General features: G+C 36.8%; 20 protein-coding genes and 1 tRNA gene. 11 read left to right on the top strand and 10 right to left on the bottom strand.

Annotated elements, in window-relative coordinates; genetic code table 11:
- Nucleotides 1-48 precede the first annotated feature (48 nt).
- Nucleotides 49-660 carry a hypothetical protein gene (locus JO40_RS07845; RefSeq protein WP_044978854.1) on the top strand — a complete coding sequence of 204 codons (612 nt, stop codon included), beginning with the start codon at nt 49-51 and terminating at the stop codon, nt 658-660.
- 74 nt (nt 661-734) lie between these two features.
- Here JO40_RS07845 and JO40_RS07840 read toward each other — a convergent pair whose 3' ends face one another.
- Nucleotides 735-1946 carry a substrate-binding domain-containing protein gene (locus tag JO40_RS07840; RefSeq protein WP_044978853.1) on the bottom strand — a complete coding sequence of 404 codons (1212 nt, stop codon included), beginning with the start codon at nt 1944-1946 and terminating at the stop codon, nt 735-737.
- A gap of 162 nt (nt 1947-2108) precedes the next feature.
- Between JO40_RS07840 and JO40_RS07835 the strand changes: the two genes are divergently transcribed.
- Nucleotides 2109-2990, top strand: a complete 882-nt coding sequence (locus tag JO40_RS07835) for an acyl-[acyl-carrier-protein] thioesterase (RefSeq protein WP_044979760.1) — start codon at nt 2109-2111, stop codon at nt 2988-2990.
- Between the two features lie 94 nt (nt 2991-3084).
- Here JO40_RS07835 and lepB read toward each other — a convergent pair whose 3' ends face one another.
- Nucleotides 3085-4770 (bottom strand): signal peptidase I, encoded by a 1686-nt coding sequence (gene lepB / locus JO40_RS07830; protein ID WP_044978852.1) that lies wholly within the window; start codon nt 4768-4770, stop codon nt 3085-3087.
- A 240-nt stretch (nt 4771-5010) separates the two neighbouring features.
- Here lepB and JO40_RS07825 point away from each other — a divergent pair, with 240 nt between their 5' ends.
- The 6 genes from JO40_RS07825 to JO40_RS07800 all read left to right on the top strand — a co-directional run bounded on the left by JO40_RS07825 (nt 5011) and on the right by JO40_RS07800 (nt 10987).
- On the top strand, nt 5011-6798 hold the full coding sequence (locus tag JO40_RS07825) for a proline--tRNA ligase (RefSeq protein WP_044978851.1): 1788 nt from the start codon (nt 5011-5013) through the stop codon (nt 6796-6798).
- Between the two features lie 12 nt (nt 6799-6810).
- Nucleotides 6811-7845, top strand: a complete 1035-nt coding sequence (locus tag JO40_RS07820; protein ID WP_044978850.1) for a DUF7954 domain-containing protein — start codon at nt 6811-6813, stop codon at nt 7843-7845.
- A gap of 41 nt (nt 7846-7886) precedes the next feature.
- Nucleotides 7887-8771, top strand: coding sequence for a 1-acyl-sn-glycerol-3-phosphate acyltransferase (locus JO40_RS07815; RefSeq protein ID WP_044978849.1), 885 nt, complete (start codon nt 7887-7889; stop codon nt 8769-8771).
- A gap of 9 nt (nt 8772-8780) precedes the next feature.
- Nucleotides 8781-9176 (top strand): acyl-CoA thioesterase, encoded by a 396-nt coding sequence (locus JO40_RS07810; RefSeq protein WP_044978848.1) that lies wholly within the window; start codon nt 8781-8783, stop codon nt 9174-9176.
- Between the two features lie 91 nt (nt 9177-9267).
- Nucleotides 9268-10236, top strand: coding sequence for a metal ABC transporter substrate-binding protein (locus JO40_RS07805; protein WP_044978847.1), 969 nt, complete (start codon nt 9268-9270; stop codon nt 10234-10236).
- Between the two features lie 85 nt (nt 10237-10321).
- A complete protein-coding gene (locus tag JO40_RS07800; RefSeq protein WP_044978846.1) occupies nt 10322-10987 on the top strand; it encodes a DUF1361 domain-containing protein in 666 nt (221 codons plus the stop codon).
- Between the two features lie 171 nt (nt 10988-11158).
- On the opposite strand, the gene JO40_RS07795 is transcribed toward JO40_RS07800, so the two are convergent.
- The 3 genes from JO40_RS07795 to JO40_RS14255 all read right to left on the bottom strand — a co-directional run bounded on the left by JO40_RS07795 (nt 11159) and on the right by JO40_RS14255 (nt 14312).
- On the bottom strand, nt 11159-12604 hold the full coding sequence (locus JO40_RS07795; protein WP_044978845.1) for an aminoacyl-histidine dipeptidase: 1446 nt from the start codon (nt 12602-12604) through the stop codon (nt 11159-11161).
- Between the two features lie 294 nt (nt 12605-12898).
- Nucleotides 12899-14179, bottom strand: a complete 1281-nt coding sequence (locus JO40_RS07790) for a retropepsin-like aspartic protease (RefSeq protein WP_044978844.1) — start codon at nt 14177-14179, stop codon at nt 12899-12901.
- Between the two features lie 19 nt (nt 14180-14198).
- Nucleotides 14199-14312: a BlaI/MecI/CopY family transcriptional regulator gene (locus JO40_RS14255; protein WP_215904810.1), complete on the bottom strand. Its 114-nt coding sequence runs from the start codon at nt 14310-14312 to the stop codon at nt 14199-14201.
- A gap of 279 nt (nt 14313-14591) precedes the next feature.
- On the opposite strand from JO40_RS14255, the gene JO40_RS07785 reads away from it, so the two are divergent.
- Both JO40_RS07785 and JO40_RS07780 read left to right on the top strand, forming a co-directional pair.
- Complete coding sequence (locus tag JO40_RS07785) at nt 14592-16394, top strand: ABC transporter ATP-binding protein (protein WP_044978843.1); 1803 nt, start codon at nt 14592-14594, stop codon at nt 16392-16394.
- A 132-nt stretch (nt 16395-16526) separates the two neighbouring features.
- Entirely contained in the window at nt 16527-18335 is a 1809-nt protein-coding gene (locus JO40_RS07780) for an ATP-binding cassette domain-containing protein (RefSeq protein WP_044978842.1), read from the top strand.
- A gap of 78 nt (nt 18336-18413) precedes the next feature.
- Here the strand turns inward: JO40_RS07780 and JO40_RS07775 are convergent, their stop codons facing one another.
- The 4 genes from JO40_RS07775 to JO40_RS07760 all read right to left on the bottom strand — a co-directional run bounded on the left by JO40_RS07775 (nt 18414) and on the right by JO40_RS07760 (nt 22732).
- Nucleotides 18414-20141 carry a 6-hydroxymethylpterin diphosphokinase MptE-like protein gene (locus tag JO40_RS07775; RefSeq protein WP_044978841.1) on the bottom strand — a complete coding sequence of 576 codons (1728 nt, stop codon included), beginning with the start codon at nt 20139-20141 and terminating at the stop codon, nt 18414-18416.
- Nucleotides 20142-20143: 2 nt separating this feature from the next.
- On the bottom strand, nt 20144-21676 hold the full coding sequence (locus JO40_RS07770; protein ID WP_044978840.1) for a hypothetical protein: 1533 nt from the start codon (nt 21674-21676) through the stop codon (nt 20144-20146).
- Between the two features lie 172 nt (nt 21677-21848).
- Nucleotides 21849-21921 (bottom strand) — tRNA-Lys (locus JO40_RS07765).
- A 118-nt stretch (nt 21922-22039) separates the two neighbouring features.
- On the bottom strand, nt 22040-22732 hold the full coding sequence (locus JO40_RS07760) for a TPM domain-containing protein (RefSeq protein WP_044978839.1): 693 nt from the start codon (nt 22730-22732) through the stop codon (nt 22040-22042).
- 69 nt (nt 22733-22801) lie between these two features.
- On the opposite strand from JO40_RS07760, the gene JO40_RS07755 reads away from it, so the two are divergent.
- Nucleotides 22802-23074, top strand: a complete 273-nt coding sequence (locus JO40_RS07755; protein ID WP_044978838.1) for a hypothetical protein — start codon at nt 22802-22804, stop codon at nt 23072-23074.
- On the opposite strand, the gene JO40_RS07750 is transcribed toward JO40_RS07755, so the two are convergent.
- The gene (locus JO40_RS07750) at nt 23069-24667 is read right to left on the bottom strand and encodes a UDP-N-acetylmuramoyl-L-alanyl-D-glutamate--2,6-diaminopimelate ligase (RefSeq protein WP_144242258.1); all 1599 of its coding nucleotides are present in this window, start codon (nt 24665-24667) and stop codon (nt 23069-23071) included. The genes JO40_RS07755 and JO40_RS07750 overlap by 6 nt on opposite strands.
- Nucleotides 24668-24695 lie beyond the last annotated feature (28 nt).

Genomic DNA, 24695 nt, shown 5'->3' with positions numbered 1-24695 from the left:
AATTTAGTAATGGTAAATATTAAAAAATAACTTTGACAGGAGGTATATATGACAAAGTTTAAAACACAGAACAAAATGAGAGCTGCGGTGCTCATCACAACCGCATTGATTGCATTGCTTTTTTCAAGCTGTGCTTTTTTGGAAGGTATGGCCGTTCCGGAAGATAAACCGGCGGTAAGGCAGCTTGCAGTAGGCGATAGAGTTGGAGATAAGACTATCGTATGGGAAAATACAGGTGCAGGCTCATGGCGATTTCTTGCGATGGGAACTCCATCAGAGCCGATGCCCTGGGATCTTAATTCCTCAAAGTTTATAAGCGTAAAGAACCTATCCTCGGACATAGGAGCCGGAAAAGAAAACAGCATTTTCCTAAAAGCCGAATTCGAAGCGAATGGCTCCAAAACGCATACAGCCGCAAATTGTGCAGTTATGTATTGTGTTTCCAAAGGCGGATGGCTGCCTTCACGGGATGAAGCCGAAAAGATTGCTCAATTTACTAGCAAAGACTTTTGGACATCCATCTGTGAGGCAAGCTCAAAGGCTTATTATTACAGCCCGCTTCAGAAAGGTATGCAATCAAAATGGCGAAACGATCGCAATTCAGTTGTTGCCATCCCTGTGTACTACCTTGATGCACGAGGAAATGTAACAGAACCGTAATCACGTAGATTAAGCAATGAGGCAAGCAATGACAACTTGTTTATTTGCTTGTCTCATTTTAGTAAACCAAAAGATTAATATTTTAACTTATCAATATAGTCTGAGCCTGAATTAGTTTTAACCATATTTATTGCAAAAGCATCAAAGTCATTTAGATTTGTAAATTTATTCAAAAAGCTTGATTCGTTTTGCCCGTCTCCCTGAACAATTGTCAGATCAAGATTCAAAAGAGGAGCATAGTATCTTAATGCAGGCAAGTATGAAGAAGAAAGAAAGTTGTCGCCTGAGTTATAAATTGTTAAAAGAACCTTTTTTTTGAGAGCATTTGTCTGCTTAACTCCTAGCTCTCTTTTTCTTCCAAGATAGTTTTTGTAGTTAGCGGTTGTAACACCTGAGTTTGCAGCCATAATAGCCTTTACATCTACCCAGTACTGAACAGGAGCTGAAATTTTATTACCGTAAGAATCTTCAGTTGTAATACCCTTGCTGTATACATCAGTTCCGGTTAAACCGTCAAGTAAGTTGCGCAAAATTTGTAAGGTTACGGCAGCTTGTGCATCAACATTTTGAGAAACAGTACCGGTAAGAAGCCCCTTGCCTACAGCTTCGATGGCATCTTCGTTTGCATCATATCCGAAAATCGGAACGCCTGCAGGATAGTGCGATGCTCGTAAGCACCCCATTGCCATACCGTCATTATTTGAAACAACCATGTCGATTTTATCGCCGAACTTTGCAGTCCATTCATCCATAGCCGCTGTTGCTGCATTGGCATTCCATGTAGAACCGTCAGTCCCTGTCATAGCCTTTCCTTCAAGCTCAATAACACCGAAGGTTTTTCCTGCTATAGTAACGGAACCCTGCTTTGTTTTATCGGGATCGGTAGAACCTGCCCAAGTATCCAAAGCCTTTCTGATACCTTCCGTCCTAGCCTTTGAATCGTTGTGGCCTACGTCTCCTATACAAAGAACATAGCCGATAATGCCGTCACTGTTTCTGTCAAGAGAAGTTTCTGCAGATGCAAGAAAATCGGTAATAAGTTTTCCTTGAAATGCACCGCCGACTGCGGCATCACAACCTACGTAATAGGTCTTATCATTCCAGTTCATAGAAGCCATATCTATTTTTCCTGTTGCCGGATCTGAAGGCTGGCGGTTAAAAAATACAAGCGGTTTATCTTTATTAAGGACAGTATTGCCGGTTATGCCGCAGCTTACGACAAAAACGGAAGCTGCAATAAGAAATCCAAAAAAAACTACTCGTGCAAATTTAAAAAAAGTTCTCATAAATACATATCTCCTAATTTATAACCGGCTTATAGTATATTATATTTTATAAAATATGTCGATTACCGTCAGACGGTCGTCAGACGGTCGTCAGACCACTCGCCAGACCGCTTGTCAATCGATTACCTAGAAACAATTTTAAAAAACTGCTATAATCCGGCTATGATTATCGATAATAAATATACTATTAGGCATAAGGTGCTTACGGAAAACATAGACGGAAAATGCAGGGCAACTCCGATGGAGTTTGCGATTTTGGTGCAGGAATTGGCTGCAGGGCATTACAGCTGTACAGGCCTTTCAATTCCTCATTTGCAAAGAATGAGCTTAACCTGGGTTATCACAAAGCAGCATTTTGAAATTACAGAATACCCTCTTTGGATGGATGATTTAATAGTTCAAACATGGGCTCAGACGCCGAAGGGATTTTTTTGTTTGAGGGACTTTGCCTTCTTTTATGCAAAAAAAGGCAAAAAAAATTCTATAGATGATGCCTTAGCTGAAAACCTCCGTATCGAAGAAGGAAAAGAAAATCTATATTCAATAAAAGAAGAATATAAAGAACTTAAAGAGCCCATCTTCAGGGCAAGTTCTTGTTGGGTAATATTGAACTCAGAAACAGGGCAGCCTGTAAAACCGGACACAAAGGTTTTCGGTAACTTAGCCTTTAATGAAGAACACCTTGAAGGCAAGGTTTTTGCAAAAATCCAGTTGCCTGAAACTTGGAACATAGAAGAGCCTTTCCGCCCCACCCTTTTGGATATCGATGTAAATTCCCATGTAAACAATTTAACCTATTTGAGGTGGATTTTGTCCTATATGAGTGCCGATTTTTGTAAAGGAAAACTTCTAAAAACCTTGGATACCAATTTTCTTTCTTCAGCTATGTACGGTGAAGACCTTATATGCAGATCAAGCCGGTCGGAAAACGTTTGCATACACTCCATAATAAGAGCTAAGGACGGAAGCGAGGTATTTAAAGCCCGCTCCGAATGGGCAGACGAAAAAAAACTTTCCCGAACTCTTCAAGTAAGCAGTAACTGAATAAAGCCTCAAAAAACTGAAGTTTTTTGAGGCTTTCCTTAGATTCAATCTATATTTACCAAAAGATTCAATCTATTTTACCAAAAGATTTAATTTATTTTACCAAACCGAAACGGGCTCTGGGATATAGAATAAGGTTTACCGTACCGAGCATCCTTGAGGAATGTATATAACGGGGTGCTACATTTGTTACAAACATCATCGACATAGGGTCGTCCTTGCTTAGGGCTTCCAAATGGTATTGATATTCATGCCTCATATCAGTGGAATTAAAGCGGTTATCCCCCATCATAAAATAACAGTTTTCAGGGATGTATTCTTCTTCTCCCTTAGGGAATTCGTCCATGTTTCTTTGCGGTGATAGAGCCAAATAATATAGGTATTCACCAAGCTCGTTTATAATAGCTTGACGTTCTGCATCCGAAGAAAAAACCGCTTCGCTGACATTGGCCTTATAAAGTTCGGCATTTCGTACAAGGAGCTTTCCAAACCCGAGTTTAATAAGAACATTGAGCTGGGCATTTCTCATCTCGTATAGATTGTAGGAATCTTTTTCTATAGGCTTTTTCCATGAAGTTAAAAAGTTTTCAAACCACATAAGCCCGCCGTCAGTCGTCAAAATTTTTGAAGCTATAGCTTCGTTATCTCTAGCCATTTGGCTCGCAAGATATTGTCCCTTACTTAAAAAATCCTTGGCCGAAAAAACCTTATCGGGATTAGCCTTTATTTCTTTCATCTTTTTAACAAGGGAAAGAGCTTCCTTTTCGGCCTCGTCAAAATCAACCCTTGCCCGCCAAGATTCCACCGATTGAAGACGGTTTAAGTCTTCAGTATTCATTTTTACATCTTTTACGTATTTTAGGCTTGATTGAGGCAGCTTAGATAAATCCCAAACGGCATAAGAAGTTTCATCAAAGGCCTTAAAATCCTTTTCGCCAGCCTTTTTTATATAAAGCACCCCATCAACAAGCATCAGTTTTTCTCCGCTTAGGCCCACAATCCTCTTAACCAAGGGGTCGGCCTTAATCCTGCCGTTTTCATCCTTGTTGATGTTGACCATAGTGAGGGTTAAGTACTGAACCAACTGGGAAGTAAAGAATTTAAGCTCATTATTGGGTTCATCTTCATAATGGGGATTGCGGATTATGACAACATCTCCCCTCTTATAATTATAAATTTGAGGAAAGCGGAATGAAGAAAGCGGAAAAGTCGGCCCTGCTGCGAGCTTAAAGCCTGCAACCCTATCCCCTATCATAAACTGCTGAACCATAGACTCGGAAGGAATTACATAGAGCTGCAAGACAAAAACGCTAAAAAGAAGAACTACACAGGCAGCTTGCAATATTGCATCGGCCCAATCTAAAATTTCTAAAATAAAAGAACGCTTTTTCTTAGGAAGCTCAGGTAATTCCGGAAAGTACTTAGGAAGCCTCTTATCCTTTAGTCTAAACAAAAGGACTCTAGTATAAATAATCATCGCAATCCAATAAAAAGCTAAGACGGCATCAAGAATCGACCTATCCTGCTCGGTATGCACAGCTCTGGACATAATAAAACAAGCCATAAAAAAATAAGGCACATACTCCATAGTTTTACGCATCACGGACATTGTTTTTACGGTCTTTTTTTGAAAAAAAGAATAAGTACAAAAGGCCGTCCAAGCGGAAAAAGCCGCACCTAAGATTAAGGCTATAACGGCAAGGCTCGAGCCGTTTTTTATAATCAGCAAGATTGAAAATAAGAAACTTAAAGCCGATTCTGCATAAAAAAGCATTGACATGAAAACTCCTAGTAATTTATAAATCGCCTCTAAAAACATCAGCCTTTAAAGGCCGCCCTATTACTGTCTAAACAAAATAAAGGCCGATTAGAAACAGAGTATATCACTTTTTTGTATTTTGTACTAGAGTTCGCGCGTTTTTAAAAAATCCGGCCTATAGATTTTTTTTATCAAAAGAGGTACAATATATACTTTAAAAAGTTTCTATTGGAGTTAAAGTTTTTATTGGAGTTATAAATTATGAAGATGACGCAGATGTATATGCCTACCTTGAGAGAAGTCCCTAATGAGGCCGTTGTTGAAAGCCATAAGTTGCTTTTAAGGGCAGGAATGATAAGAAATTTAGCTAACGGACTTTTTGCATATTTGCCCCTCGGTTTAAAGGCCTTTAGAAAAGTAGAAAAAATTATCAGGGAAGAAATGGATGCAATAGGCTGTCTCGAATTTAAGCCTCCCGTAATTGTTCCGGGTGAAATTTGGCAAGAATCGGGAAGATGGGACTCGATGGGGCCTGAACTTTTGCGTATTAAAAACCGCCTAAATCAAGAATTGGTAGTAAGCCCTACGGACGAAGAAGCCTTTACTGCTCTTTTAAAGAATGAGTTGTCTTCCTATAAGCACTATCCTGTTTTGGCTTATCAAATAAATACAAAATACCGCGATGAAATCCGCCCCCGATACGGACTTATGAGAACCCGCGAATTTACTATGAAAGATGCCTATTCTTTCCATACAAACGATAAAAGTTTAGACGAAGCCTATCTCAGCTTTGAAAAAGCTTATATAAAGATTTTTAAGCGCTGCGGTCTTACGGTAATAGGAGTAAAGGCCGACTCAGGAGCCATGGGAGGAAGCGGTTCCCAAGAGTTCATGGTAGAATCTTCCGTTGGTGACGACACCCTCCTCATCTGCCCTTCTTGCGGCTATGCAGCAAATGAAGAAAAGGCAGCCTGTGCGCCCGATAAACAGCCGGAAAACGGAAATACCTCCCAAGATTCAACCCCGGTTATGGAAGAAATCGATACGCCTGATGTGAGGACAATAGAGGCCTTAGCTTCTTTTTTAAAAAGGCCCAGTGATTGCCTTATTAAGGCCTTAATTTACCGTATAGAGAATTCCGAAGTCCTTGCTGCAAAGACAGCAGACAATAAGCATAAAAACGGTATTGATGGGGGACAGCTGGTTGCGGTTTGTATAAGGGGTGACTTGGAAGTAAACGAAGCAAAGTTAAAATCTGCTCTTAAAGCATCTGAAGCCGTTCTTACAAGTGATAGAGAGGTAGAAGAAGTTACGGGAACTGTTATAGGTTTTATCGGCCCAGCAGGTTTAAAAAATATTCCGATCATAGCCGATGAAAGCGTTATGCTGATGCACGATACGGTAACCGGAGCCTTAAAAAGGGATAAGCATTTAATTCATGTAGAACCTTTACGGGATTTTACCCCCGATTATATCTTTGACCTCCGCACGGTAAGGGCAGGAGATAAGTGTTCGGTTTGCGGTGCGCCTCTTTACACCAAAAAAGGAAACGAACTCGGACATATCTTTAAGCTGGGATATAAATATACGAAGGCGATGAATATGACCTATCTCGATGAAAACGGAAAACAACAGCATCCTTCCATGGGCTGCTACGGCATAGGGCTTGACAGACTTACAGCTTCAATTGTCGAAGAACACCACGATGAGAACGGAATAATCTGGCCTATGAGCATCGCCCCCTTTCAGGTTGCTATAGTCCCCATAAAATACGAGGGAGAAATGCAAAAGGAAGCCGACCGCCTTTATGACGAATGTAAAAAAAGAGGAATTGAAGTCCTCCTAGATGACCGCAAAGAAAGAACGGGCGTTAAGTTTAAGGATATGGACCTTATAGGCATTCCGATAAGGCTCGTAGTCGGCGAAAAAAATCTTCCCAATATTGAATTTAAACTTAGAAAGGTGGAAGAAAGCCGCTTGGTCGATAAAGATAAGGTTATAGACTTAGTTGAAAAAACCGTAAAAGAAGAACTTGCAAAATTAAACTAAAGGATTCTTAAGATGAAAAAGATTTTAATTTCGGTTTTTCTACTTTTTTTTCTATTCACGGCAGTAAGTTTTAACCTCACTGCCGAGGAAAAATCGGCATGGGAGGATTCGGAATCCGGAGATTATCTTATCTATCAAGACCTTTCATGGAAAGAGCAGACATGGGTCGGCTTTTTATATTATAACGGCAACACAATAGGCAGTTTCTTATATACCTCAAACGGAAAAGTCTTTGCAAAGGTTTTGTTTAGCGGAGAAATTTTAGATGGAGACTTTGTAATAACGGGTCAAAATAATATTTCGGGTATTAACACCGATCCGGCCTACACCTATGCGGTTAACTACCTTATGGGAATCCTCCCAAAACTCTACTCATGGAAGACACAAAAATTAACTGAAAGCCTTGTAATAAAAACCGGTTCCAAAATAGTAAATGAAGAACAATTCGGAGGCGAAAGCGAGATAAAATTCCACTCCTACATTCCCCTCTTTCATATAAAAGAAATTTTAGATTCCAATAAAGAAAAAGCCTTTGAACTGGTAGAAATGGGAAGGGTAAAAGACGAAAAAACTTTTTTTGAGTTTAGCCCTCTCGAAGAAATTAAACCTCTTGAGTCTAAATTTGTTTTAAACCCCAAGGCAAAAAAAGAAACAAGAACCGTTGACGGAGTTAAACTTTTGTTAGACAGCCAATGGAAGCAGATAGCCGACAATACATTTTTGATGGGAAACGAGGCCTTTTTAAATGTAAATACTGTAGATTTAAAACTAGTCCCTGATATAAGCGGAAAAGAAATCGATTTTTTGATAAGATATTTTTCTTCGTCGGGAGAGGTTTCTAAGGTACTTTCAAAAAATACGGACATCAATGGAACAAAACAAAAATTTAAAATCATAAACAGCGTCTATGACCTTGAATCAAAAAGCATAAAACACGATATTAAATTGATAATAAAAAAAGAAAATTCAAAATATACGGTAGTAAGTTTAACCGTCGATAAATCTTCGTATCAAAAATATAAAGATTATTTTGACGGCTTATTTTAGAGTAGTAATTTTATTCTATAAAAAATTCGCGGAGGTTTAATATGCAGCAAACTTTAATGGAGTATGTAAAAGACTTTTTACCCGAAATTGCAAAACACACAATAAAAAATCCGGCAGTTACACCTGAAAATGTATTGCAAAAAGGTAATCCTGTTCTAATTAAAATTCTTGATAAGATGGTAGACGATCTCATCCTTGAGAATTCGGAATTTAGACATCCTGAACACTTAGAAGAATTTTTAGATGAGATAAATAAAGGAAAAAAAGGCATAATTCTTGCAGAACACTACAGTAATCTGGATTACCCTGCTTTTATCAATTTAATGAAAAAAACCGGAACTAAAGGGTCAGAGCTTGCAGAAAAGTGCATAGCAATGGCAGGCTTAAAGCTGGGCGAGGATAATCCCTATGTTGCGGCCTTTGCAAGTGCCTATGACCGAATTTATATATATCCCAGCCGTTCTATCAAATCAATTAAAGACCTCGAATTATTGGAATCGGAATTAAAACGAAGTAAGATGATAAACCTTGCTTCTATGAGAGCACTCGAAAAGGCAAAAGAGGAAGGTAGAGTAGTTCTTGTATATCCTGCAGGTACCAGGTACCGCCCCGGAAAACCCGAAACAAAGAAGGGAGTAAAAGAAATAGATTCGTACATTAAAATGTCCGATATAATGCTCTTGGTTTCAAGCAATGGAAACTGCCTGCGTATTTCGGAATCGGGAGATATGACAGAAGATACTGTCTGGAAGGATAGGCTAATCTTTGATTCAAGCCCGGTCATAAACTGTGCAGATTTTCGCGAAAAAGTAAAAGCCGAACATAAAGAACTTACGGGTATAGATAAAAAGCAGGCTGTTGTCGATCGGGTAATGGCAGAGCTTGAAAAGATGCACGAAGCAAACGAAATCGGACGGCTAAAATAGGAGAAGATTGTGACACATACATTTTATGTTGAAGTGCGAAGCTACGAGCTTGACGCTTATAACCATGTAAATAATGCCGTTTACTTAAATTATTTGGAACATACCAGAATGCAGTTTTTAAAAAAAATAGGCTTCGATTATGTATCAATGATTGAAGAAGGCTACATGCTCTATGTATCTCACATAGATATTAAATACAAACACTCAGCTAAACTTTACGATAAACTGGCTATTGAGGTTACCCATGTTGAACTGGGTAAGGTTTCCGGTACCTTTTTACAGGTTATAAAAAATGAAGAAGGTAAAGTCTGCGCCGAAGCAAGGGTAACATGGGCCTGTGTAGACAGTACGGGCCGGCCCGTTAAAATACCTGAAAAATATTTGGTTCCGGGCCTTCAGCCCTAAAAATCTAATTTTAGCCTATTTTGATTGACTTAATTTCGGCACGGTATTATATTCTATTCCGTCTTAAAAAATATGGAGTTTTGGAGTTTATATGAAGTCTATTTTAAAAACATGTTTATTTATTGGTATCGTTTCATCGGTAAGTCTCTTTGCTATGGGAGCAAAAGAAATTCCCGATAACGGTAGAAAAAATGTTGCTGTTACCTTCGATGCAATGAAGGAGCTTACTCAGGCAGTTGCAGGCGATAATGTCAATATTTCGGTTATAATTCCGCCGGGAATGGAAGCCCATGACTTTGAGCCCAAGGCTAAAGACCTTGCTTTTTTATCGAAAGCAGATGTGTTAATCTATAACGGTCTGGGCATGGAGTTTTGGCTTGATGAAGCTATAAAAGCAGTCAACAATAAAAAACTGATTATGGTCGAAGCAAGCAGCGGAATTGAGCCAATCAAGGCTGGGCACCATAACCATGATGAACATGGCGAAGACTGTGACTGCGAAGCTTGTGCAGGAAAACCTGATGACAAAGAGCATGAACACTGCCATCACGGCGAGTTCGATCCGCATACATGGCTCAGCCTTTCTTCTGCAAAAATTATGATAAAAAATATCGAAAATGTTCTTGCTGCGGCTGACCCTGAAAATGCAAAAAGCTATAAAGAAAATGCAAGCAAATATATTTCCGAAATTGATGAACTTTTAAAAGAATATATTGAAAAATTTTCCAACGTAAAAAACAAACACTTTGTAACAGGTCATGCCGCCTTCGGATACCTTTGCAGAGATTTTTCTTTAGAACAAAATTCGGTAACCGATATCTTTAATGAAAATGAACCGAATCCGAAAGAACTTGCAAAACTGGTCGAATATTGTAGGGAACACAAAGTAAAAGTTATCTTTACAGAAGAAGCGGCAAGCCCCCTTGTTTCAAAAACCCTTGCAGCAGAGCTTGGAGCCAGGGTTGAAAAAATTTACACAATCGAAAGCCCAGAAGATAACAAAACCTATCTTGAACGCATGAAAGCAAATCTAATGCGCATCTATGAAAATTTAAAATAAAAGGCACGGGCGGTCTTTTGACTTTTTATGGGAGGTGTGATAAACAGTTCGGCACAAATGGTGCCTCACTGTTTATCGATATTGTATGAGGCATTACTTTAAAAATATATTCCGGATTAAAAGCACCTTTGCTTTGATGTTCTTGTCTTTTTTTTGTATTTTTTTATCGGTATGCAGAATATTTATAGCAGAAAACTATTTTTTACTCTTTTTAGTATGGAATTTATTTTTGGCCTTTGTACCGTGGTTTATATCTTCCATACTATATTTGTCAAAAAATTGTAAAAAAATACCGTTTATAATTTTTGCTATGCTGTGGCTCCTATTCTTTCCCAATGCTCTTTATATAGTAACCGATTTTATTCATCTAAAAACAGCAGCTTCAACAATGCGCTGGTATGACCTGATTCTCCTTCTTTCATATAGTCTTACAGGCCTTTTTTACGGCTTAGTAAGTTTGGATTTTATCGAAACTAAGATTAAAAAACTTTTTAATATAAGATACCCGCAAATTTTTTCGGTTTTTGTGATATATCTTTCGGCTTTCGGTATCTATTTAGGCAGGTTTTTAAGGTGGAATTCATGGGATCTCCTAACAAATTTAAGCTCCGTCCTATCAGACCTCTTTTTACCGATAAAAAATCCCTTCATACATGCAAGAACATGGGCATTTATTCTTTTGCTTGGAACCCTCTTTAATCTTCTTTATGTATCGTACAAGAGCTTCGGCGAAAAAAAATTAAATTTTTAGGATGATTTTACTTGACAATTACAGTAATTATGCTAAAATTATATTAAGCGGGAGATGTGAGTATCCGCCATTAGGCGGTTCAAAGCACAACTCCCATAAGGGGCATGACTTCATGCCCCTTTTTAGTTTTTAATAAGTCTGACGTAGTTTAGGCCTCAGTCCACCTTATTTTTAATTCTTTAATTCGGCTAGATATGCCAATAAGAATTTCCATACGCGTTGAACGGAAGCTATGTCCATGTGTTCGTTAGGAGTGTGCACATCATGCAAATTGGGACCGAAACTTACGGCATCGACATTGGGAAGAGTCTTCTTTAAAAGGCCGCATTCAAGTCCTGCGTGGATTGCTGTAATTACAGGCTCTTTGTTATTAAGTTTTTTATAAACATTAACAGCCTTCTCGCGCACAGGAGAATCGGGACTATACTCCCAAGCGGGATATTCCGAAGCTTTTTCAAATTGGGCTCCGCACCGTTCAGCTTGAATCTTAAGCACATCGGCAATTTCATCCAAGGCACTCTTTACGCTGCTTCGTATCGATGTTGTAAATTTAATTTTTCCATCTACTTCTTCCAAAACACCGTTATTTAAACTTGTTTGGACAAGGCCGGGAATTTCCATGCTCATATATTGCACACCATTGGGAATACTTGCCATAAAATCAATCAGATTTAAGGTAAGCTCTTTTGTAAACATTTTTCCTGAAGGGTTTTGAGTTTCAGCTGCCGTAACGGTTAAAAGTTTGTCCACAACTCTGTATTCATTTTTAAAATCAGCGGTAAGTTTTTCGACAATCTTAAAAACGGCTGACGTATTTTCGACGGCTATGACTGCATAGGCATCTTTTGCAATTGCATTGTGTTTTGAACCGCCCGAAATTTCGACTAAATTGATTTTTTCGTTTCGCTTGATGTTATAAAGAATCCTTCCCAAAAGCTTGATGGAGTTGGCTCTTTGCTTGTTTATCTCGATACCTGAATGTCCTCCAAGGAGACCTCCTACGGTGATTTTTAAGAATTTTCCTTTAGAAGCTTCTTTTTTTACATCGAAAAAGATATGGATGTTAGCTCCGCCTGCACAGCTTACCAAGAAGACTCCTTCTTCTTCCGAATCTATATTTAAAAGACGTGTACCTTGCAGATGCTCACCGGTAAGGGCCATCGCTCCGTACATGCCTGTTTCTTCTTCAGTCGTAATCAAAACTTCCAGCGGCGGGTGGGGAATATCTTTTGAATCAAGAAGAGTAAGAGCATAAGCTACGGCTATGCCGTCATCTCCTCCAAGGGTTGTCTTATCTGCATAGAGCATTCCGTCCTTTACAACGAATTTAATAGGATCCTTTAAAAAATCATGGTTTGAGGAAGCATCCTTCTCGCAAACCATATCCATGTGTCCCTGAATAATAACTGCCGGAGATTTTTCATAACCGGCAGTTCCGGGCTTTTTTATGATAACGTTCATAGCCTTATCTTGATAAACTTCAAGACTTCTATCTTTTGCAAATTTTACAAGAAAATCGCTGATAGCTCTTTCGTTTCCGGAACCTCTCGGCACTTGAGAGATTTCGTAAAACCATTTAAATACTTCCTTAGGTTCAGTGTTCTGCAATGGGTTCATTGTTACCTCCAAATTATTTGTTTTATAGGTTAGTAGTATATTACAAAATAGAAAAAAAAACAATATCGGAAAAAGTTTGTAAAGCCACCGTTAGATAAAAATTCATATCTTTTGCCTTTCTTGCTTCGTCAAAACTTTGAACGCCTATAGGCATTTTTCTAATCGTACTCATAAACATAGTATAACAGAAAAATAAGAAATTGACATCGCAAGTAAGCTTAAGATAAACCGGTGAGCAAAGCTTACCTTCTAAAAACTGAAGTTTTTAGAGGTTTACGAAATAAAGTTTTTTGTTTATTTAAACAAAATTATTTCTCCACGTTTATAACTTATAAGAAACGGTTGGGCGGACAAAAAGGGATGACCTAAAAGACCGTCATAACTATCGGGCTTTTTTCGCAAATGAGAAATATCGGAAAAGGCAGTTTTTATATTTTTATATGTTTTACCGCCTATCTTCATTGTTTTTAATTCCGCTTGATATATTTCCTGTTTAATTCCGCCTGCTCCGCTCAGTTCGGTTTTTTCTTTGTTTGTTAAGGACGGTTCTAATTCATTAAAATAAAAGCTGTCGAGTAAATTGAATTCAGCTCCGGTATCGAGTCCCAATGTATAGGTTTTGTTTCCAATCGCTACTTCAATAACCGGAATATGACCTACCATTTTACACGGAATTTTTGAATATACTTTTAATGTATTAGATTTTATAAAACTATCATACGAATCCGGTCTTATAAGTGTCAACTGCTTTTTTTGATAATCTAAAAAGACATCATATTCTTTTAGCATATCATAGCCTATTAATCCGTATATGCCGTCCGTTTTTAAACTCTGTTCAAGACGACTCATATCAAGAACTACTATTTTTTGATTTTTTATTTTACTACCGGCGAATTCCAATTCTTTTACGGTTGTTATATCCATATTCGGACTTGAAACATTACCGCTGACATCTTGAAAACTACCAAGTTTTTTTGTGTCCGTGTTTAATCCTTCAATGTACTTTGAATTTAAAATAGAAAAAGGTGCACCGCTGTCTAATAAAAACAATCTGCTTTCACCATTAAGCAATACGTCTACCAACGGCAGATTTTCTGCAAATATAAAAGGAATGGAAGTGATTTTATGTGTATTGTACTCTATAGTTCGTTCTTCTGAAGACAAAGTTTTTACTTTTATTTTCATAAGTTCAGCTTCGACAATTAAATTATCCTTATTGAAAATAAATACGGACTCTTTCTTTCCTACTTGAGAATATTCAATTGAGTACTTTAAAATAAGTTTTCCGTCTTCCATAAGGCTTTCTGTTTTTTCATAGGAAACTACCGCTCCCACTCCGGCCAATAATTGCTGCAAAATTGCTTTTGCCCTATTACCGCTCTGACCTGCAATTGAAAAATCCTCGGCCAAATAAGGCAGCACATTTGTTACGGATTTTTCGTTACAAGCTTCTACAACAGCTTGGACGGCTTTTTCACATTCAGTTTCATTCTGTGCAAATACGCCTCTGAAAAAACAAAAAAATATTAAGAAAGCACTTAACATTTTAATTAATTTACATCGATTTTGTTTCATTTTAATACCCCCATGAAATCTATTTAGAATTATTTTTAATTCTCGTTATTGAAATTTGTTTTGCAGTCATTTCTCCACTATCCCAAAGAATATTCATTATTTTTAATTCAGAATCAAATAGCTTAATTTTCATATACTACTCCGGTAGTTTATTTCATTTTAAACAAAATGCTCAAATTTATCAATGCTACTATAGTAGTTTACATAAAAAATTAAATTTTTTTCAAATTTTTGATATTTTTAAATTTTACACTTGACCGATTTTAAGTTCTATATTAGAATAGTCTTACATATTTAAAAGTTTCTATTAAAATAAGCAAGCGGAAGAAACATCAGTTTCTGAGCATTGCTTATTTTCCGCCGTTTCGCAACAAAGTCAGAAACGGCATACTTTAACTTTAGAGAGGAAATTATGGAAAAAAGCGATACAAAATTAAACCTTTTTAACAATATTTTCTATTATTTAGGTATTTGGTTAAAAACATTTCCGGCCGGTATTTTCTTTATGATTATTTCGGTACCCATCCGTATTTTTATGATTTATCAAACCATCCTTATCCCGAAAACAATTATATTGGGTATTGAAACCGGAGCGGAGGCTGGAACAGTCTTACTTTCCATATTGACGGCAGGACTTTTAATAACGGCCTGCAAAATTATCATACAGGTGCTTGAAACAAAGTTGATGGCTCTCGGCTCCCGTCCTCTATTCCACATTTATTCGGTACCTGTAAACAAAAAAATGTTTGAACTTAACTACCAGACTCTTATTTCTCCCGAAGTGCAAACAAAAATAACCAAGGTAAAAAACATAGTCATGACGGGAAGCTCGGGCGGTCCCTTTCATTTTTTCGGGCTTAATTTATCCTTTCTTTTAACCGCAATTGCAGGAGCCTTTTTCTTCAGTTCAGGTATTATAAGCATCGACTTAATTCTTCTATTTATTGTTTTAGCTTCAGGAACCGTAAATTTATTGTACGGAATCTATACGGGAAAGTACACACAAAAAAACATGAAAGAACGAGGCGATGACGAAAAAAAGGAAGAATACATACTTGCGACCGCAGAAGATAGACGCTTTGCAAAGGATATCCGCCTTTATAAGATGAAAGATTGGCTGGTCGAAAACTTTGAACAGTATCACGGACGAGTAAAAAAATTTTTGAGAGCAGAATCGAATGTACAGGCAGGAGGAAAAATTCTAAATGCCGTAATGATTTTTATAAGAGATATTTTTGCCTATATTTACTTAATTTACCAATTAAACGCTGGAACCATTGCCGTTTCTCAATTTGTTTTTCTTATAGGTCTGATCATGGAATTTTCAAGATGGATGGATGCTATTGTTCTTCAAATAAGTAACCTCATTATATTTAATAGCCAATTAAGTCAAATAAGAATTTTTTTGAACACTCCTGATGAAAAAACAGGCGGAGAGCTTACCGCAAATGATACGGGCGAAAAACCTTCAATCGAATTTAGAAATCTTTCCTTTAGATATTCGGAAGATGCAGCATGGATTTTTAAAGACTTTAATTTAAAAATCGATGCAGGAGAAAAGTTAGCTCTTGTCGGTATCAACGGAGCCGGAAAAACAACACTTATGCACCTTTTAATGGGACTTTTAGAACCCACCGAGGGTTCCGTTTTAATTGACGAAAAAAACAGCACTGACTTTAAAAAAACAGAATACTATAATTTATTTTCTCCGGTATTTCAGGATATAAATATTTTCCCGGAAACTTTTGCAGCTAATATTGCCGGAACTGAAAATATAAATGAAGAAAAATTAAAAAATGCAATTACTTCGAGCGGTTTAAATGAAATGGTTTCAAGTCTTCCAAACGGCAGCCAAACTATTTTGGTAAAGGAAAGCAATGATGAAGCAATCGATTTATCGGGCGGACAAAATCAAAGGATGCTGCTTGCTAGAGCTCTTTATAAAAATGCAAAAATAAATATTCTGGATGAACCGACGGCTGCCCTTGACCCGATTGCGGAAAGCAAAATATATGAAGAGTATGATGCAATGAGTAAAGAAAAAACTTCTATTTTTATTTCGCATAGACTCGCGTCTACAAAATTTTGTGACAGGATTATTTTACTGGAACACGGAAAAATAATAGAAGAAGGCACTCATAATGAACTTATGGGTCAAAATAAAACATACAGAAAAATGTATGATGTTCAAAGTAAGTATTATAGGCAAGTCTAAAAACTTTGTTAGATTTTTAGACTTGCCTGACGAGTTTTTAATAAGTCTTTAACTTATTAAAAACATCGCAAATAAATTTAAGGAAGCCCTCTAAAAACTGAAGTTTTTAGAGGCCATAACAAGGAGATGAAAATGAAGAGGCTTAAAAGATTTTTTAGAATGTTTTTTTATATTGAAAAAATAGAGAAGGGGTTAATGTGGAACAGCATCTTTTTTAATATAATAGAGGCCGTAAGGCCTTTCTGTCTCCTTTATTTATCCAAAATAATCATTGAATCAGCAACGTCACAAATATTGCCGAGTGGAGTTCTAAGATTGACCCTTATTCTTTTAACAGCATTTATGCTTTTATCGATAATTTCAGGAATATTGGAAAAACGCTTTATGTACCATTATAAATGTTTTTCTAAAAAGCACACTATGAAAAAGTCTCTTAAAGTTTTAAGATTAAATTTTGAACTTACCGAACAAAACGAATTTCAAAACGATTTAAATTCAATCAAACAATTTGAACGCTTCATAGTTTTTTCACACAGTGATTTTATGAGAAAAACCGGAACCTCTGTAGGAGGATTTATAGGAGCAGGAGCAGCCTTGTATTTTTTTATAGATCTTTTTAATTCCCAAGGATTTATGGGGCTTTCAGGAGCATTTATAAATTCAGCCTTTTTAATTCTTTTGATAGCCTTTAATATAATTTCTTTTTATTTGGCAAAATATATTTATAAAAAATTCGGAGACCATATTTCGGGAGAAGTCAAAAAAAGTGCCCGTTATATAAAATCTTATATGAATTTAATTTATGATTATAGGACGGGAAAGGATATTAGATTATATGATAAGGCCTTAGCCGAAAAATACACAGGCACCTATCTTGCAATGCAGAAAAGTACTCATGATTTTATGGCAAAGTTTTTTTCCCGTACTATAGGGTCAGCTAAACTCCTCGAAGGCTCTCTTTTGCTTTTAGTTTTCTTATTTGTAGGTTTAAAAGCTGTTTACGGTTCCATTGCCTTGAGTGAAGTCTTTTTTTTCATAGGAGCTATAAATGTTTTTTCGGCTCAAATATCTGAAGCTGTGGACGGATTAACTACTCTTGTTGCTTCGGATAAGTCCCGAGAAAAATTATTAAACTTTCTCGATATAGACGAAAAAAAATACTCAGGAAAACTTTCCATAAAAAAAGACGAACCCATTGTGTTTGAATTAAAAAATATAAGTTTTAAATATCCGGATCAGGATAAATACGCTCTTAAAAATATAAACCTAAAAATAGATTCAAGTCAAAAACTTGCAATGGTCGGTAAAAACGGATCGGGAAAAACCACTCTTATCAAATTGCTTGTAAGGCTCTACGAACCGACTGAAGGAGAAATACTTTTAAACGGAGTAAACATAAAAGAATATGATTATGATGAGTACATAGATGCGTTCTCGGTTGTCTTTCAAGACTTTAAATTATTATCGCTTAAATTAGGCGAAAATGTTTCCGCATCAAGTTCGTATGATGAAAAAAAAGTTGCCGATGCTCTTTCAAAAACTGGAATGGAAGCTTTTTATAAAAAACATGGAGGCGAAGCCTATCTATATCAAAACTTTGACATAGGCGGAATTGAAGCCTCCGGCGGAGAAGCTCAAAAAATTGCAATGGCACGCGCAATTTATCACGGAGGCAAAATCTTTATTTTGGATGAACCGACGGCAGCCCTCGATCCTATTTCGGAAGCAGAGATTTATTCTCATTTTGATAATATAACTTCAAAAAATACTGCAATCTATATTTCGCACCGGCTTTCATCTTGTAAATTCTGCGATAAAATTGCCGTTATGGATGAAGGCAGTCTTGTTCAATACGGAAATCATAATGAGCTCGTTTCCGATGTAAGCGGCAAGTACTATGAACTTTGGAATGCACAAGCAAAATACTATCAAGAGGACTAAACTCAGGACAAAAGTTTTTAAATTTCCAATTGCCTATTTACATATCCTCATGAATTTTACTAAAGCTTTGGCATTTTCTTAATTGATAAAATTTTCATTTGTCAGATGTATTTTTAAAAAATATTCTATCTCAATTCTTACACGGGATAAAAAATGTTTATCCAAGAAGGTTTCGGATAAGGAATTATAATCCGGAAAATGAAGATATAGATAAGGCATAGACAAAAGAAGAGTTTTAATTTCTGCATCAGAAGAATTTATTTTTCCGGTAAAAATACTTTTGAGCCTAAGAAGTTTTTCTTTTTCGGAAATTAAAAAATCTTTTATCGCTTTTTCTTTATCTGCATAATCATAGCTTATAAAATTTTTTTTATCATTATTTTTATTTATAAAACAAGATGCTTCATAACACGAATAAAAATCGTCTATGATTTTTTTTGCCGTATCAAAGCTTATTTTTTTTGAATTTAGCTCCAAACCTGATTGCCCTATATCAAAAAAGTTTTCTTTAGAAGCAAAAAGTTTTTTATAAAGCTCTCCGTAATTTTTTAAATTAGGAGAAGTCAAAGCAAGACTGCCGTTTTTACCCTTTTCAAAACTAAGCTTATTCGGAAACAAAGATTCTCCCGTGTAAAGACTTTTTATTTTGGAAATATCCGAAAATATATTTTTAACTTGATAGCTTAATTTTGAATGACTGAATCCCTGCCCCCACGAAAAATCCAAACCCGTGTGAAAAATAGGAAGACCGTCAAAAGCCAATCTTTCGGCAAGGGCTAAGGCAGCAAGCCCCACAGAGCCCATAGCTTCAAGTCTTAAAGGTAAAATATTTTTTTCTTTTAAAGCGTAAAAAAAAGAGCTTGCTAAGGAATCTTGAGCGGAATAATCGGTAAAGAAAAAAGCTTTATTTCCATTTAACTTTACGATCAAAGAAGGATTAGCAGTAAGATCGGCAATAACTGGAATACCTGAGTCTGCAATACCGATAAAGGCTTTTTGAATCCAATATTGAGACTCAAGCAAAACTACAGCATCAGGTCTTATTTCGGGATAAAGCCCTGCAAAAACAGCATCGACTGCAAGAACAAAAAGCCTGTTCCTATTTTCTTTTATAAATTCAATGGAAGAATCAAGGGACGGCCCCGCCCCTATTACAATGATAGGCCTATTAATCGATTTTTCAATTAAAGAACCGAAACGAGAATTTATATTTAAAGCCGAAGTTTTATCGGAAGTCTTTGAAATAGACCGTAAAATTGAATAATAGTTTTTAAAAAAATTACGGGCATAATTTCTGCCGAATTGAATTAGTGTTAATCGGTTAATCCATATTTGCGAAATATATTGAGAGATAAAATCAAAGGCTTGAGAATAAAAGGTTTGATTAAAAGCCGCTCCGCCCGAAAAATCTATTCTTATAACGCGTCTAATTTTTTTTCCTTTAATAAAATCATCAAGCCGGTTTAATAAGATAGTTATCGAATCCGTTCCTGCATATAAGAATTTAGGATATTCTAAAATGTTTTTATCGATTTCGCTTTTTGAAAGATTCAACAACTCTTCATCAGCTTCCAGACCGAGAGCAAAAGAATCCTCCGGAAGTTTTTTAATGAGCTCTTTTAATCCGTATCCCAAAGCCGGAGATACACAAAGAACCAATGTTTCATTTTGAATTACAATAGAAGAAATTAATTGTAGGATATTTTTTTGCGGTGAGCGTTTTGAATATAAGTACTTTCCCTTGTATAAAACCGAAAAACCTGAGTCAATCGGAATTAGCTCAGGTTTTTCATTATTTGCAGTCATTATTATTTAAACAGGTTCCCAAAATTATCTTGGAATTTGGAATTTGTAAAAACATAATCCATAAAGGTTTTATGAGCAATAGGAAGAGGATAGTTCATACCCTGCATACTCATAATAGCCGCTATATGATAATATGGAAACCAAGCACCTGCTTGATTTTGGTAATCCTTTTTAGTGCGGTCAATAGTGTACTCATCAATTTCTTTTTCTTCTTCAAGAGTTAATACTGCAACTTCGGATCCCGCAAGAATCGGATCGGAAATTTCTCCGCTCTTTAAGGCAAAAGCTTTTTTAAAGAAAGGTTCATTTTTTTCAAGAGCTGCAAAAATACCTTGAGACGGAAGAGGCGGAAGAGAGCTTGCATTTCCGTAGTTTATGCCGAATAAATTTGAAGTTTCAACGGTTAAAGTTGTTTCTTTAAAATCTTCAGCGGCTTTTTCAAACCCTGAAACTCTTGCGGCTTCTGCAAATTTATTTGCAGTCTGAATAACATAATCTTCAAGCAAACCTTTTTCATTTCGATTCATGTAATTTCGAATATTTGAAATAAGAGTCTCACTTTCAAAATCGGGAAGAGAAGGTACAGCATTACACCTTACAATTCCGAACATTCCGTTTTGCATTAAAACAACGGGACTAAAATCGGAAGGCTTTAAAGCTAAAACAGCCTTAAGGTGCTCATTATCGGGGAAATATCTATTTATATCCGTTCGATAATTTGAAGTAATCTTTCCGTTGTCATCAGTAAGAGTTTTTGTTGCATTTAAAATAACGGCATCTTCAAAACTTACCTCTCCGCTTTTAAGCGAGGCCAGCATCTTCTTTGCTTCTTCTTCGGTAGGATAGCTTAATAAGGATAAATCATAACTTGTAAAAAGATCGCTATGCTCTTTTCCGTATTTTACGATTTCGGAAGAAGGATAAAGGCTCAAATTAAAAACAACATATTTAAAGCTTCTTTCTTTTTTTGCCATATCGACAATAAAATCCGTTTCCTTGGAAGAGGTTTTAAGCCCATACCCGCTTCCGTTTCCGAACAAATCTTCTATATAACGATTATCCTTAATGTATTTTTCAATTTCTTTTCGATATGTAACACGCGTAGTTTCGGGAGTGTTCTGATATTTGCTTTCGGAATAAACACCGTTTTCATCCAAATAATAGTTTATTAAATCCTTATTTATACGGAATTGCGGAACACGGTATCCTGCACTTATAACCTCATCCTCCATAGCTACCTGCACAACAGCAGCCCTAAAAGCCAAATAAGAAATTTGCTGCCAAAAATATTCTCTCATTTGAGAATCTTCAGGCTCCATTTTTTGGCGTTCAACATAATTAGCCAAAAAGTGATATTGATCCACAAAAGGAGATGATGAACTGTTATCTATTCTTACCTTACCCCATTTACCGACGACTTTAAAACCTTGAGAAGCCCGATCCGTAATCATAGGAGCCGCAACGAAAGCAATTACTCCCAAAACAAAAACTATAATGCCCCCTATGGAAGCAGCAATCTTTTTTGAACTAGCCATATAAACCTCTAAAAATATAAATTTAGACTTAAAATAGAATAGTACCACTTATACAGCCCTTTTGTCAATACATCGGCGTACATCGGCGTACATCTGCGTACATCGTATCGGCGTACATGTGTACATAAACATCGGGCAAAAAAAAACGGAACCGATATAACCGATTCCGTTTTGAGCTATTCAGGATTCGAACCTGAGACCCACGCCTTAAAAGGGCGTTGCTCTACCTACTGAGCTAATAGCCCATTTTGCATTTGCAACGGGGGCTATAATATCATAGGTATAAATAAATGTCAATACTAAATTAGTCAAAAAAACATATTTTTTGGAATTTTTAAGTAAAAAAATAATCTAACCGGGGATTTACCTCTCCAAAATTACCAGCCCATCGGGGTATTCATTCGGGTTTCCTTTTGTTTTAGGAAAATGTTCCGCAAGGATTTTTCCGCATTCTTCTACAGCCTTGCAAAAACTCTGCGTTGTATTCTTTGACTTTAAGCCGGAAGTTATTATGCCGCAAATGCCGCCCCATGTGTTTTGCTCAACTTTTTCGGCAATACCGGAATCTGCGATAATAAAGACCTTTCTTTCAAGGATAGAAACAAAGATCAAAATGCCCGTCCTTTGGGCAGTCTTATAAATTCCGCATTCCACAAAATGCCTTAAAGCTCTTGCATAGACTCTTGCTTCTTTTATTCTTTTTGGAATTATCAATCTATCGAGAGCAGGAATGTTTACAAGTAAAAAGAAAAGGAGCATCACAACCAAAACCCCTGACCCTATTACGGCTGTGAGAGTTTTAGGTGAAGGATACCAAAGTTTTGTTTCGAGCAAGCGCCAAATACCGTCTCCAAAATAAAGCATGGCAAAGAAAGAAATAAAGGCTAGGCAGACGGCGGCAAACATTTCTACAAAGGAGTAGGAATCGCTTTGAGGAATAACAGCCAAAGCAATTTCACCGTTTGTAGTTTTTTCCGCCTCTGCAACGGCATCTTTAATCAAATCCAAATCTTTAGGTTTGATATGTATTTTATTTAATATTCTATTGTTTTGCATAATTATCTCCATATTGTGTTCGAGGTTTATTCTATCATTTTTTAATAAAAATCACAAGTCTTGTAATTCTTGTTTAAAAAGGGTCTCATTCAACCGGCAGTTAAGTGCCGAGGTAAAGAATACTTGCGTATTATTTACGGCCCCGAATATTGCGAAAAAGAAAATTTAGACCGGCTAAAGAAAAGAGGCTTAGCAAAAAAAAGAGCCCTAGCCTTAAAGGAATTTGCCTTAGGCATAGAGGCTCTTGAACGCTTTGTAAAAAAAGAACCTTTAAGGCGTGTGCACGAAAGTGTCTTTGCCGTTTTAGCCCTAGAAAGCGAGCCTGTGGATCCTAGATTATAAGTTTGTCATAATCATCGCTTTTAACAGTTCCCTTGCCGTGGTTTCTTCATCGTAGGGCATGGTTCTATCCTTAAAGATGATGGAATTTTCGTGTCCCTTTCCTAAAAGGAGAACCGCATCGTTTTTACCGGCAAGGCTGAATGCTTTTTTGATTGCAGAAGGACGGTCTGGAATTATAAAAAGCTCTTCTCCTCTCTTTTTTTCGGGACAGCCTGCGGCTATCATTTCCAAAAGCTCAACGGAATCCTCGCCGCGAGGGTCTTCGTCTGCAAGAATTACGATATCGGAATATAGGGCCGCTATTCGCCCCTGCTCCGGCCTTTTTTTTACATCTCTTTCTCCGCCCGAACCGAAAAGGCTTATGACCCTTCCTCCCGATTTTTTTATGCGCTCTTTTATTGAAGGGAAAATTGTCATAAAGGAAGAAGGGGTGTGGGCATAATCGATGAGCACCTCAAAATCCTGCCCCTCATCTATCAGCATCATCCTTCCCTTTACGGGTTTTACAAGAGGAAGTTTTTCTATTATAAGCTCGATATCAAGTCCCGTAATTCTTTGTACGACCAAGACCGAGGCGAGAATATTTTTTACATTAAAGATTCCTGCAAGTTTTAATTCGCACCCATATTCTTTTTTAACAGAAAAATCGCAAAGCGTAAATTTAATTCCGGTTGAATACTCTTTAATATCCTTGGCAAAAAGGCCTCCATATTCTTCAATTTTTTTTAGATCTTTAAGCTCGGTGCTAAAAGGATAGACATGTTTTTTAGTTGCTTCCATAAAATAAGGAGCGGACGGGTCTTCATAGTTTACTATTCCGAATATGGGAAATCCTTTCCCTAAATTTTTATCCAGAGCTCTAAAAAGATTGGCCTTGTCATATCGGTACTGTTCGACGGTTCCGTGAAATTCCAAGTGCTCCTGAGTTACGTTCATAAAAACAGCTGCATCAAAGGCCACATCTTCAAGACGGGCAGTCCTCGGGGAAAGACCGTGAGAGGAGGCTTCCACTACGGCATAGCTGCATCCAGAATCCCTCATTTGAGCCAGACGCAGCTGGACTATGTTAGATTCGGGAGTGGTCTGGTGTTCAGGATTCGGAATTACATTTCCGTCTATGGAATATTCAACTGTAGAAAAAAAACCGGCCTTTTTTCCGCAAAGGTTTAAAAGCTGAAAGATAAAAGAAACGGTACTGCTCTTTCCTTCGGTTCCGGTAACACCTATTACGCCTAGTGCCTTTGACGGCTCATCATAAAGAACAGAAGAAACCTTGGACATGGTTTTGCGCGCATCATTCACCTGAATAAAACAAATTTCATCATAAGAATGATTATTTAAATCTCCCTCATAAAAAACACAAACGGCTCCGTTTTTGATTGCAGAATCTATAAATTTTTTCCCGTCGGTATGAATACCGGGAAGAGCAAAAAATGCAGCACCTTTTTTTATGCCCGTTTCATCGTCTATAACGGCGGGTACTATCTTCCTAGAATCATACTCTATAGAATTTATAAGGGATTTATATTTTCCAAAGAAATTTATAACTTCAATATCTTTGATACATTCTGCAATCGATTTTTTATATTCCATAAGAAAAAGTATAATTGATAAGTTGTAA

It is taken from the genome of Treponema putidum, from assembly GCF_000755145.1.
Lineage (GTDB): Bacteria > Spirochaetota > Spirochaetia > Treponematales > Treponemataceae > Treponema_B > Treponema_B putidum.
This window is presented reverse-complemented; position numbering and strand designations above follow the sequence as displayed.